At 63.7% G+C, this 12767-nt stretch carries 11 protein-coding genes; 8 read left to right on the top strand and 3 right to left on the bottom strand.

From position 1 onward, the window contains the following. Positions 1-141 precede the first annotated feature (141 nt). The 4 genes from ABM562_RS17375 to ABM562_RS17390 are packed head-to-tail and all read left to right on the top strand — an operon-like array spanning position 142 to position 5703. On the top strand, positions 142-1305 hold the full coding sequence (locus ABM562_RS17375; protein ID WP_010223751.1) for an isovaleryl-CoA dehydrogenase: 1164 nt from the start codon (positions 142-144) through the stop codon (positions 1303-1305). A gap of 17 nt (positions 1306-1322) precedes the next feature. Beyond that, positions 1323-2930, top strand: a complete 1608-nt coding sequence (locus ABM562_RS17380) for a carboxyl transferase domain-containing protein (protein WP_115086902.1) — start codon at positions 1323-1325, stop codon at positions 2928-2930. Between the two features lie 2 nt (positions 2931-2932). Beyond that, the gene (locus tag ABM562_RS17385; RefSeq protein WP_115086903.1) at positions 2933-3751 is read left to right on the top strand and encodes a gamma-carboxygeranoyl-CoA hydratase; all 819 of its coding nucleotides are present in this window, start codon (positions 2933-2935) and stop codon (positions 3749-3751) included. Then, positions 3748-5703, top strand: a complete 1956-nt coding sequence (locus ABM562_RS17390) for an acetyl/propionyl/methylcrotonyl-CoA carboxylase subunit alpha (protein WP_233674542.1) — start codon at positions 3748-3750, stop codon at positions 5701-5703. Before ABM562_RS17385 ends, ABM562_RS17390 begins: the two co-directional genes overlap by 4 nt. A 114-nt stretch (positions 5704-5817) precedes the next feature. On the opposite strand, the gene ABM562_RS17395 is transcribed toward ABM562_RS17390, so the two are convergent. Further along, positions 5818-6477 (bottom strand): LexA family protein, encoded by a 660-nt coding sequence (locus ABM562_RS17395; protein ID WP_233674558.1) that lies wholly within the window; start codon positions 6475-6477, stop codon positions 5818-5820. A 131-nt stretch (positions 6478-6608) separates the two neighbouring features. Between ABM562_RS17395 and ABM562_RS17400 the strand changes: the two genes are divergently transcribed. The 4 genes from ABM562_RS17400 to ABM562_RS17415 all read left to right on the top strand — a co-directional run bounded on the left by ABM562_RS17400 (position 6609) and on the right by ABM562_RS17415 (position 10524). Further along, a complete protein-coding gene (locus ABM562_RS17400) occupies positions 6609-6941 on the top strand; it encodes a DUF6124 family protein (protein WP_460422767.1) in 333 nt (110 codons plus the stop codon). A gap of 447 nt (positions 6942-7388) precedes the next feature. Beyond that, positions 7389-7901 carry a FecR/PupR family sigma factor regulator gene (locus ABM562_RS17405; RefSeq protein ID WP_460422769.1) on the top strand — a complete coding sequence of 171 codons (513 nt, stop codon included), beginning with the start codon at positions 7389-7391 and terminating at the stop codon, positions 7899-7901. Between the two features lie 49 nt (positions 7902-7950). After that, positions 7951-9099 (top strand): M14 family metallopeptidase, encoded by a 1149-nt coding sequence (locus ABM562_RS17410; protein WP_115086908.1) that lies wholly within the window; start codon positions 7951-7953, stop codon positions 9097-9099. Positions 9100-9207: 108 nt separating this feature from the next. Next, positions 9208-10524 carry a hypothetical protein gene (locus ABM562_RS17415; protein ID WP_460422771.1) on the top strand — a complete coding sequence of 439 codons (1317 nt, stop codon included), beginning with the start codon at positions 9208-9210 and terminating at the stop codon, positions 10522-10524. Here the strand turns inward: ABM562_RS17415 and ABM562_RS17420 are convergent. Then, positions 10521-11018: a PaaI family thioesterase gene (locus tag ABM562_RS17420; RefSeq protein ID WP_134065184.1), complete on the bottom strand. Its 498-nt coding sequence runs from the start codon at positions 11016-11018 to the stop codon at positions 10521-10523. The two genes, ABM562_RS17415 and ABM562_RS17420, sit on opposite strands and share 4 nt — an antisense overlap. Positions 11019-11126: 108 nt before the next feature. Continuing rightward, the gene (locus ABM562_RS17425) at positions 11127-12536 is read right to left on the bottom strand and encodes an amino acid permease (protein WP_115086911.1); all 1410 of its coding nucleotides are present in this window, start codon (positions 12534-12536) and stop codon (positions 11127-11129) included. Positions 12537-12767: the final 231 nt, after the last annotated feature.

Consider the following 12767-nt stretch of genomic DNA (forward strand, 5'->3'; position numbering starts at 1 on the left):
GTTAACGTAAAGGTTATAAGCCCCATCGCTGGCAAGCCAGCTCCCACAGTGTTCGGTGCACTCGCTACTTGTGGGAGCTGGCTTGCCAGCGATGAGGGCAGACACCACACCCTGATCCAAGAACAAATAGAAGGTGCCAGCATGCGTTATCCGACCCTGAACTTCGCCTTGGGCGAAACCATCGACATGCTTCGCGACCAGGTCCAGTCCTTCGTCGCCGCTGAACTGGCGCCGCGCGCCGCGCAGATCGACCAGGACAACCTGTTCCCCGCCGACATGTGGCGCAAGTTCGGCGACATGGGCCTGCTCGGCATCACCGTCCCGGAAGAATACGGCGGCGCCGGTCTCGGTTACCTGGCCCACGTGGTGGCCATGGAAGAAATTAGCCGCGGCTCGGCCTCGGTCGCCCTCTCCTACGGCGCCCACTCCAACCTCTGCGTCAACCAGATCAACCGCAACGGCAACGCCGAGCAGAAAGCCAAGTACCTGCCCAAGCTGATCAGCGGCGAGCACATCGGCGCCCTGGCCATGAGCGAACCCAACGCCGGCTCCGACGTGGTGTCGATGAAACTGCGCGCCGAACAGCGCGGCGACCATTTCGTCCTCAACGGCAGCAAGACCTGGATCACCAACGGCCCCGACGCCAACACCTATGTGATCTACGCCAAGACCGACCTTGAGAAAGGCGCCCACGGCATCACCGCCTTTATCGTCGAGCGCGACTGGAAGGGCTTCAGCCGCAGCAACAAGTTCGACAAGCTCGGCATGCGCGGCTCCAACACCTGCGAGCTGTTCTTCGACAACGTCGAAGTGCCCAAGGAGAACATCCTCGGCGTGCTCAACGGCGGCGTCAAAGTGCTGATGAGTGGCCTGGACTACGAGCGCGTAGTGCTCTCCGGCGGCCCGACCGGGATCATGCAGGCCTGCATGGACCTGGTGGTGCCCTACATCCACGACCGCAAGCAGTTCGGCCAGAGCATCGGCGAGTTCCAGCTGATCCAGGGCAAGATCGCCGACATGTACACCCAGCTCAACGCCGGCCGCGCCTACCTGTACGCCGTGGCCCAGGCCTGCGATCGCGCCGAAACCACGCGCAAGGACGCCGCCGGGGTCATCCTCTATACCGCCGAGCGCGCCACCCAGATGGCCCTTGAGGCAATCCAGATCCTGGGGGGCAACGGCTACATCAATGAATTCCCGGCCGGCCGCCTGCTGCGCGATGCCAAGCTCTACGAGATCGGCGCCGGCACCAGTGAGATCCGCCGGATGCTGATCGGCCGCGAACTGTTCAACGAAACCCGCTGAGCACAAGGAATCGCGCCATGGCTACCTTGCACACCCACATCAACCCGCGCTCGGCGGAATTCGCCACCAACAGCGCGGCCATGCTTGAACAGGTCAACGCCTTGCGCAGCCTGATCGCCCAGGTTCACCAGGGCGGCGGGCCCAAGGCCCAGGAGCGGCACACCTCGCGGGGCAAACTGCTGCCGCGCGATCGGATCGACCGCCTGCTCGACGCCGGCTCGCCGTTCCTCGAAATCGGCCAGCTGGCCGCCCATGAGGTGTACGGTGAAGACGTCCCGGCCGCTGGCGTGATCGCCGGCATCGGCCGGGTCGAAGGCGTCGAATGCATGATCGTCGCCAACGACGCTACGGTCAAAGGCGGCTCCTACTACCCGCTGACGGTGAAAAAACACCTGCGCGCCCAGGCCATCGCCCTGCAGAACCGCCTGCCGTGCCTGTACCTGGTGGACTCCGGCGGCGCCAACCTGCCGCGCCAGGATGAAGTGTTCCCCGACCGCGAGCACTTCGGGCGGATCTTCTTCAACCAGGCCAACATGAGCGCGCTCGGCATTCCGCAGATCGCCGTGGTCATGGGCTCGTGCACCGCCGGTGGCGCCTATGTGCCGGCGATGGCCGACGAAGCGATCATGGTCCGCCAGCAGGCGACGATCTTTCTCGCCGGCCCCCCGCTGGTCAAGGCCGCTACGGGTGAAGTGGTCAGCGCCGAAGACCTCGGTGGCGCCGACGTGCACTGCAAGACCAGCGGCGTGGCCGACCACTATGCCGACAACGACGAGCACGCCCTGGCCATCGCCCGGCGCTGCGTGGCCAACCTCAACTGGCACAAGCTCGGCGAGCTGCAGCAACGCGCCCCGGTGGCGCCGCTGTACAGCAGCGAAGAGCTGTACGGCGTGGTCCCGGCCGACGCTAAGCAGCCCTTCGATGTGCGCGAGGTGATCGCGCGGCTGGTCGACGGCTCGGTGTTCGATGAATTCAAGGCGCTGTTTGGTACCACCCTGGTGTGCGGCTTTGCCCACCTGCACGGATACCCCGTGGCGATCCTGGCCAACAACGGCATCCTCTTCGCGGAAGCGGCGCAAAAAGGCGCGCACTTCATCGAACTGGCCTGCCAGCGTGGCATCCCGCTGTTGTTCCTGCAGAACATCACCGGTTTCATGGTCGGCCAGAAGTACGAAGCCGGCGGCATCGCCAAGCACGGCGCCAAGCTGGTTACCGCCGTGGCCTGCGCCCAGGTGCCGAAGTTCACGGTGATCATCGGCGGCAGTTTCGGCGCCGGTAACTACGGCATGTGCGGCCGCGCCTACGACCCGCGCTTCCTGTGGATGTGGCCGAACGCGCGAATCGGCGTGATGGGCGCCGAACAGGCGGCCGGCGTGCTGGCCCAGGTCAAGCGCGAGCAGAGCGAGCGCAGTGGCCAGGCCTTCAGCGCCGAAGACGAAGCGCGCCTCAAGCAGCCGATCCTCGACCAGTACGAACACCAGGGCCACCCCTACTACTCCAGCGCGCGGCTGTGGGACGACGGCGTCATCGACCCGGCGCAAACCCGCGAGATCCTTGGCCTGGCGTTGTCTGCTGCCCTCAACGCACCGATCGAACAGAGCCGTTTCGGCATTTTCCGGATGTGACCATGAGCGACTTCAGTACCCTTGAACTGATCAAGGACCCCCGTGGTTTCGCCACCCTGTGGCTGAGCCGGGAAGACAAGAACAACGCTTTCAACGCACAGATGATCCGCGAGCTGATCATCGCCATCGACCACATCGGCGCCGACAGCAGCCTGCGTTTCGTGTTGCTGCGTGGCCGTGGCCGGCACTTCAGCGCCGGCGCCGATCTGGCCTGGATGCAGCAGTCGGCAGCGCTGGACTACAACACCAATCTTGATGACGCCCGCGAGCTGGCCGAGCTGATGTACAACCTGGCCCGGCTCAAGGTGCCGACGTTGGCCGTGGTGCAAGGCGCAGCCTTTGGCGGCGCCCTGGGCTTGATCAGTTGCTGTGACATGGCCATTGGCGCCAGTGACGCGCAGCTGTGCCTGTCCGAGGTGCGCATCGGCCTGGCGCCGGCAGTGATCAGCCCCTTCGTGGTCCAGGCCATGGGCGAGCGCGCCGCGCGCCGCTACGCGCTGACCGCCGAACGCTTCAGTGGCGACCGCGCCCGTGAGCTGGGCCTGCTGGCCGAAGCCTACCCGGCCGCGGAACTGGAACAGCAGGTCGGCATATGGATCGACAACCTGCTGCTCAACAGCCCGCAGGCCATGCGTGCCAGCAAGGAGCTGTTGCGTGAAGTCGGCCACGGCGAACTGACCCCGGCCATCCGCCGCTACTGCGAGAACGCCATCGCCCGCATCCGCGTCAGCCCCGAAGGCCAGGAAGGCTTGCGCGCTTTCCTGGAAAAACGCAGCCCGGCCTGGCAGAGCGAACCGTCGAACAAGGAGCCGCGCCCATGAGCCGCACCCCGTTGACCACCCTGCTGGTTGCCAACCGCGGCGAGATCGCCTGCCGGGTGATGCGCACCGCCAAGGCCCTGGGCCTGACCACCGTGGCCGTGCACAGCGCCATCGACCGTGAAGCGCGGCACAGCCGCGAAGCTGATATCCGCGTCGACCTCGGCGGTGCCAAGGCCGCTGACAGCTACCTGGACATCGACAAGCTGCTGGCCGCGGCAAAAGCCAGCGGCGCCCAGGCGATCCACCCCGGCTACGGCTTTTTGTCCGAGAACGCCGGCTTCGCCCGCGCCATCGAACAGGCCGGGCTGATCTTCCTCGGCCCACCGGCCAGCGCCATCGATGCCATGGGCAGCAAGTCGGCAGCCAAGGCCCTGATGGAGCAGGCCGGCGTGCCGCTGGTGCCGGGGTATCACGGCGAAGCCCAGGACCTGGAAACCTTCCGCGCCGCCGCCGAGAAGATCGGCTACCCGGTGCTGCTCAAGGCCACTGCCGGGGGCGGTGGCAAGGGCATGAAGGTGGTCGAACACGAAAGCCAGCTCGGCGAAGCCCTGGCCTCGGCCCAGCGTGAAGCGCAGTCGTCGTTCGGCGATGCGCGCATGCTGGTGGAAAAATACGTGCTCAAGCCCCGCCACGTGGAGATCCAGGTATTCGCCGACCAGCACGGCAACTGCCTGTACCTCAACGAGCGCGACTGCTCGATCCAGCGTCGGCACCAGAAGGTTGTCGAAGAAGCCCCTGCCCCGGGCCTGAGCAGCGCCCAGCGCCAGGCCATGGGCGAAGCGGCGGTCAAGGCGGCCCAGGCGATCGGCTATGTCGGCGCCGGCACCGTGGAGTTCCTGCTCGATGCCCGTGGCGAATTCTTCTTCATGGAGATGAACACGCGCCTGCAGGTCGAACACCCGGTTACCGAGGCGATCACCGGCCTCGACCTGGTGGCCTGGCAGATCCGTGTCGCCTGTGGCGAGCCGCTGCCGATCACCCAGAACCAGGTGCCGCTCAATGGCCACGCCATCGAAGTGCGCTTGTATGCCGAAGACCCGGCCAATGATTTTCTGCCGGCCACCGGTCACCTGGCGCTGTACCGCGAGTCGGCACCGGGCGAAGGGCGGCGGGTCGACAGCGGCGTCAGCGAAGGCGACGACGTCTCGCCGTTCTACGACCCGATGCTCGGCAAACTGATCGCCTGGGGCGAAACCCGCGAGCAGGCCCGTTTGCGCTTGCTGGCGATGCTCGATGAGTTCGCCATTGGCGGGCTGAAGAGCAACATCGCCTTCCTGCGGCGCATCCTTGCCCACCCGGCATTTGCCGAGGCCGAGCTGGATACCGGGTTCATCCCGCGCTACCAGGAGCAGCTACTGCCTGCGCCACAAGCCTTGCCGGCGGCGTTCTGGCAGGCAGCGGCCGAAGCTTTCATCCAAAGCCAGCCGTTGCAACCGCGGACAGATGATCGTTATTCGCCGTGGGCAGCCAACAGCGGCTTTCGTGCCGGCGTTCCGTTGCAGATCAGCCTGCACCTGACCTGCAACGGTGAAGCCCAGGCCATCAACCTGAACCAGGCGGCGGCCTCGAACCTGAAGCTTGACGGCGAGCAACTGCTGATCGACCAGGACGGCTTGCGCCGTCGGCACCTGGCGATCCGCCGTGGCGAGACCCTGTACCTGCAATGGGATGGTGAGCTGCACAGCGTCAACCGCTATGACCCGATTGCCGAAGCCGACGCCAGCCACAGCCATCAGGGCGGCCTGGGCGCGCCCATGAACGGCAGCATCGTGCGGGTGCTGGTGGAGGTTGGTCAGGCAGTCGAAGCCGGTACGCAACTGGTGGTGCTGGAGGCCATGAAGATGGAACACAGCATCCGCGCGCCCCATGCCGGGACGGTCAAGGCACTGTTCTGCCAGGAAGGCGAGATGGTCAGTGAAGGAGCTGTGCTGGTGGAGCTGGAAGAGGCTTGAGTCCAAGGGGCTGCTAGCGCAGCCCATCGCCGGCAAGGCCGGCTCCCACAGTAAGGGTAGATGCAGGCCCATTGTGGGAGCCGGCGTTGCCGGCGATGCGGGCAACGCGCAATTTCAGAATTTCACCAATGCCTGCACCACCACCCCCAGCAACTCACACTGCTCGGTGCACAAGGCCTTGGGATAGGTCGGGTTGAGCGGGCGCAAATAGCGCTGGCCACCCTCCTCGCTCAACTGGCGAAAACTCGTCGCCGTGCTGTCGGGCGAACGCGCGATCACCAGCTTGCCGGTTTCGGCCTCAAGCCCGGTATCGACCAGGATCAACATACCTTCCGGCACGCTCAAGCCCAGCGGCGCCGTCATCGCATCGCCTTCGACCTTGAGCCAGAACGCCCTCCCCTGTGCTTTATAGTCAGTTGACTGCAGCGCACGGTCTTCGGCCACCTCGACCTCGTCGAGATTGCCCCAAGCCAGAATCGGATAGCGAAAATACAGTTCGTGCTGTAGGCCATCGGCGCCAGTAACAGTAGTCGGGTTGCCCGCGACTGCGTAGGAACCGTTGTTTTCCGCCACCTGGTGAGGGAAGACCATTTGCAGCGGCGGCAGGCCCACTTCCACCAGAATCTGGTTGAGCACCCTGAGTTTCGGCTCGCGCTCCTCGCGCAGCCAGTGGCCCACGGCGCCCTGGGTGACCCCGATGCGTTCGGCGAGATTTTCCTGCGTGACCTTCAGCTCACGCATCCTGGCTTTGACCAGGTCAGTCCATTTATCCATCGCTGGCACGATACGGACTGCCTCCTGGCGCTCAATACACATATTGTAGTATTTAAACAATAGTCATAACTACAGAGCGTATTAATATCTGTCGGCACCTTTCATTGCTTACCCAGATAGCAGGCAGCCGAATGAAACCGACATTTCCTGAAACGGACCTCAGCCTTGATTCCGAAGCATTAAGTAACAGTGATGCCGCCCGGCGTGCGCTGGACTACTACCTCAACCCGGCACCGGTGACGTTTGGACCCGACGAACCGCTGCTGGTCGCCCGTCAAGGCCTCAGCGATGCCCAGGCGACCGCCCATGCCACCAACCTGTTGCGCTGCGCCGCCGCCACCGCCTGCGAATCAGCTGACGGCCTGCAAGGGGTGCCGCGCGACCTGGCGCTGGCGTCGATGCACATGATCAACATGGCCAGGGCCATGCTCGAGCACACAGCGGCCAATCAGGACCAGGCCTGAGCATATTTCTGCAAGTTACGTGGAGAGTCGACCAAAAGCGGGTGTTGGTGTCCGCCGGTCAGGAGGGAGCGCATTCGGTAAAAGATTTTTACGGAATGACAGAAAATTCATTTGACTTGCAAATGATAACGATTATTATTGCTCACAACTGGTCGCGAGACTGGTTGGATAACCTGAAAGCCCTTAGGTCGGACTCTCAGATTATCTCCTCATCAGGCTAATCACGGTTTTTGACCCGGCTTTTTGCCGGGTCTTTTTTTTGGTCTTCAGGCTAATGAAGATGGGTGTTGCTCGAATGGCCGCGATGATAGCAAATGTATGTCGCGCAGTGAATGGTTGTAACAGCGCTTTGCAGAATTAGCACTTGAGAATCAATCTCGTTACGAATAAGCTGGTGCAGCGTCACGGAAGACGCCCCCACTCCACTGACCAGCAAGGAGCTTGTACATGACCCGTCTGTTGCTGCCCCTTGAACACACTCCCCATTCCCACGAGCTTGCCGACGATGCCTTGCTGCAGCGTCTGAAAAAACTGCCGCGTCGCGTTCAACAGGTATTCCTGCTCAGCCGCCTCGACCAACTGTCGTTCGCCAGCATCGCCGAACGCCTCGACCTGCCCGCGATCACCGTTGAGCGCCACATGAACCAGGCGCTGCAGATTGCCCGCGAAGAACGCGACGCCCTGGCGAGCATCGCCGGCCAATGGTACGTGCGCCTGCAAAGCCCGCAGGTGACCGCCAGTGAACGCATCGATTTTCGCCGCTGGCTCGATAGCGCCCCCGAGCACCGCGAAGCCTTCCATGCCACCGAGCTGCGCTGGCGCACCTTGCTGGCCCCGGCCCGCCAGCTGGGCGAGGACGGCTGGTACCGGCAACCACGGGCAGCCTTGTCGCTGGGTGGTTGCTCGGTGGCCATCGGCCTGGGCCTGGCCGCCTTGGCAGCGATCGGTTTCTGGTCCTGAGCCAGGCGTGTAGAGTAGTTGCCACAACAACTCTACATGGAGCCTGGTGATGACCGTGACGCTGTCCCCCCTGCACATCGACTGCGATTTCGATTCCGGCAACATCCTCGTCAAGGATGCCAGTGACCCCAAGCGGGTGCGCCTGGATATCCGCCCCGACACCAGCAGCGACCACTTCCAGTGGTTCCACTTCAAGGCTGCGGGGCTGACCCCGGGCCAGACCCATGGGTTCAGCCTGGAAAACGCCGGCGCCTCGTCCTACCACGAGGCCTGGAGCGGTTACCAGGCCGTGGCCTCCTACGACCAGCAACAGTGGTTCCGGGTGCCCACTACTTTCGATGGCAAGGCCCTGAACTTCAGCCTCAAGGCCGAGCAGCCCCAGGCCTGGTTCGCCTACTTCGAGCCCTACCCGCGCGCGCGCCACAACCAGTTGATCGAGCGTGCCAGCACCCTCCCAGGTGTCGAACTGCTGGCCACCGGCCGCAGTGTCGAAGGCCGCGACATCCAGTTGCTGCGTGCCGGCAGCGGTGCGCCGGGCAAGCGCAAACTGTGGATCATCGCCCAGCAGCACCCGGGCGAGCACATGGCCGAATGGTTCATGGAAGGGGTGATCGACCGCCTGCAACACAATGACCCGACCATCCAGGCATTGCTCCAGGAAGCCGACCTGTACCTGATTGCCAACATGAACCCCGACGGCGCCATCCATGGCCACCTGCGCACCAATGCCAAGGGCCAGGACCTGAACCGCGCCTGGCAGGATGCAAGCATCGACAAAAGCCCGGAAGTGTTCTTCGCCCAGCAGCAAATGAAGCTGCATGGCGTCGACCTGTTCCTCGACGTGCATGGCGACGAAGAAATCCCCCACGTGTTCACCGCTGGCTGCGAAGGCAACCCCGGCTACAACGCGCGTATCGCCGCACTGGAAGCCACCTTCCGCGACAGCCTGTGCAAGCGCACCGTGGACTTTCAGCAGGTGCATGGCTATCCGCTTTCCGCTCCTGGCCAGGCCAACATGACCCTGGCCTGCAACAGCGTCGGCCAGGCCCATGACTGCCTGTCGCTGACCCTGGAAATGCCGTTCAAGGACCACGACGACGCACCCAATGCCGAGACCGGCTGGAACGGCCTGCGCAGCAAGGACCTGGCCAGCGCCGTGCTCGATGTGTTCGGGCAGATGGCCGGCACCCTGCGCTAACCCTGCTGGCGAGCAGGATCAACCGCCCTGGCAGGCAAAGCAAAGACCTGCCAGGGCCTTCCCACCCTAAATGACGGCCACCAACGCCGCCGTTTAGGAACCCGTGCCATGACCACCCGCCTCCTCCCTTCGCTCAAGGCAACCGGCCTGTGCCTGCTGCTTGTCCTGCCCCCGGTTCAGGCCCTTGAGCTGTATGCCGATGACGATACTCACCTGAATGCCAACTTCCTCGCCGTGTATGGCCTGTTCAACAGCCGCAAGAACTACGACGGCACCGGCGGCGGCTCGACCTGGCGCGAGGGCTTCATCAAATATGGCCTCAGCGCCGACCAACGCCTGGGCGAGCTGGGCACGGTCTACGGCACCGCCAACCTGGTCAGCTCGGCCACCTGGGGCGACGGCGATGCCGCCGGCATCAGCGATGGCAGCGAACGCACCACCAAGTTCGACGAAGCCTTCGCCGGCTGGCGCTCGGGCAAGCTGATCCCGGCCCTGGGTGACGATGGCCTGGACCTGTCGTTCGGCCGCCAGGTCATCACCCTCGGCGATGGTTTCATCATCAACGACGACGGCCTGAACTTCGGCAAGGGCCCGGCCGATGGCGAGCTCAATCGCGGCGGCGCCTATTACCTGGCCGCCCGCCACGCCTTCGACAAGACCGCAGTGCTGCGCCTGGGTGGCAAGGATGGCCTGCACGGCAGCCTGCTGTGGATGAAGTCGGACAACCGCGCCCAGGCCAACAGCGAACTGGCTGCCAGCACCCTGGCCTACAGCGCCGCCCCCGGCACCCTGGAGCTGACCTACATCCGCGGCTTGAATGTCGATGATCGTTACGCCAGCGAATTGCAGAAACAGCGCGAAGGCATGGACATCTACAGCCTGCGCGGCGCCGGTGACGCCGGGGTCGATAACGCGCATTTTGCCTTCGAGTACGCCTGGCAAAACAAGGACGCAGGGCCGGAGAAAGCCTGGTATGCCGAAGCCGGCTACACCTTTGCCGATGTGCCCTGGCGCCCGGACCTGACCTACCGCTACAGCCGTTATTCCGAAGGTTGGGACGCGATGTTCAACGGCATGAACCGCGGCTACGGCACCTGGTTCCAGGGCGAGGTCACAGGCAACTATTCAGGCCCGTTCAACAGCAACAACGATGTGCACTTTGTCGGCCTCAAGGCTACCCCGGTCGAGGCGCTGACCCTCGGCGTGCTGCTGTTCAACTACAAGACCCTGCACGAGCGCGACAGCCTCAACCTCGATGGTCGCGAGCTGGACCTGTACGCCGAATGGGCGGTAAGCGAGCACCTGATCATCAGCCCGCTGCTGGGCCTGTACCAGCCGCGCAAGAGCAGCGATAACGGTGGCAACCAGGTGGGCGGCAACGGCACCAACGTCTACAGCCAGTTGACCATTGCCGTGCCGTTTTAAGCGGTGCCGTGGGCCTTGTGCTTGAGTTTTTCAGTATCGACGCGGACGAACACCGAGTCAGCGGTGACGGTCAGCACGTCGTCGGCCCAGACTTCGCAGATCACCCGGGTCTTGCGCCCGACTTCGCCTTCGACCCGGGCCTTGAGCAGCAGTTCGACGCCCATGGGCGTGGGCTTGAGGTAAGTCAGGTTGAGCTGGCCGGTGACGCAGTCGATGCGCGGCAGGCTGCCGGGCTCCCGGCCTTCTGCACGGTAGTGGTAGGCCATGGCGGTCCAGTTGGAATGGCAGTCGACCAGCATGGCGAGCAAGCCGCCATACACCAGCCCCGGCCAACCAAGGAAGGTGCTGTCCGGCGAATGGCGGCACAGCAGGTGGATACCGTCGGCTTCCCAGTGACTCTTCAGGTGCAGGCCGCTGGGGTGGGAACAGCCGCAGCCGTAGCAGACGCCTTCGGGGGCGGCCAGTTCCTGCAGGGATAAGGCTTGGGTACTCATAGGCTTCCTGATTGTCTGTTATTGGTGGGAAAGCGACCCCGATAGTAACGCCGCACAACGAAAAAGCCCATGAACCGGTCATGGGCTTTTGCCTTGCCAGGCGCAGCGCTAGAGGCCTTTGCCCGATACCGCCGGGCTGCCGGCCGGCTCGTTGGCCGGCGTTTTGCGCCGGGTCAGCGAGATCAGCAGGATGGCCAGGGTCACACCGGCGGTCATCAGGGTTTCATAGCGGTAGGCCGGGCTGATCAGCATGTAGCCGAGCACCAGCGTGATCAGGCCGATCACCAGCCAGGTCAGCCACGGGAACAGCCACATCTTGAACGCAAGCTCGGTGCCCTGGCGATCAGTAATGGCGCGCATGCGCAGCTGCGACACAGCGATCACCAGGTACACCAGCAAGGCGATGGCGCCGGTGGTCGACAGCAGGAAGCCGAAGACCTTGCCGGGGAACACGTAGTTGACCAGGCAACCGGCGAACCCGGCGAAGGTCGAAAGGATCACTGCCACGGTCGGCACGCCATTGCCGGAGATGCGCTTGGTGATCTTCAGCGCTTCGCCGCGCGAGCCCAGCGAGTAGAGCATGCGCGAGGCGGTGTAGAGGCCCGAGTTCATGCAGCTGGTCACCGCCACCAGCACCACCAGGTCGACCATCAGTTTGGCGCCCGGCACATTGAGCACTTCCAACACGCGCTGGAACGAACCCACCGCCTTGAGGCCCGGGTCGTTCCAGGCCACCAGCGAAACGATGAAGAAGATCGAGACGATGTAGAAGATCGCGATGCGGTACACCACCAGGTTGGTGGCCTTGCGGATCTTGTCCTTGGGGTTGGAGGTTTCGTCGGCAGCGATGGTGACGATCTCGGCGCCGAAGAACGAGAAGATGGTCACCAGCACACCACCGAGCACCGCGCCAAAGCCATTGGGCATGAAGCCCCCGGTCGCCCACAGTTGCTGCACGCCCGAGACTTCGGCCAGTGGCCAGAAGCCGAACACCGCCAGGGTGCAGACGCCGATGAAGGCGAGAATGGCAATGACCTTGATCAGGGCGAACCAGTATTCGAATTCACCGAAGTTCTTCACGCTGATCAGGTTGGTGCCCGACAGCACGATCATGATCAGGAAGGCGAACAGCCACGACGGCACACCGGGAAAGTACGCATGCAGGATATCGGCGCCGGCGATCGCCTCGACCGGAATGATCAGCACCCAGAACCACCAGTACAACCAGCCAATGGTAAACCCGGCCCAGGGCCCGATGGCCTGGCTGGCGTAGGTGGAGAACGAGCCGCTGTTGGGATTGGCGATGGCCATTTCCCCGAGCATGCGCATGACCAGCAGCACCAGCAGGCCGGTCATGGTGTAAGAGATCAGAATGGCCGGCCCGGCCGTGGCGATGGCGGTGGACGAGCCAATGAACAACCCGGCACCGATGATCCCGGCAATGGAGATCATCGACACCTGGCGCGAGGTCAGACCGTGTTGCAGCGAACGCTGTTTCTTTTGTTGTAGCGATGCCATGGGTAACCCTCAACTGGTAGGGTGAAAGCGGTTTTTATTGTTCCACTGGCGGGATCGGTGGCGCGGCCATCGCTGGCAAGCCAGCTCCCACAGAGTCCTTGTGGGAGCTGGCTTGCCAGCGATGGGGCCGACTCGGTAATCAGTCGAACACAATCCCCTGCGCCAACGGCAGCTCACGGGAATAGTTCACGGTATTGGTCTGCCGACGCATGTAGGCCTTCCACGAATCCG

The organism is Pseudomonas sp. ZL2, assembly GCF_054788455.1.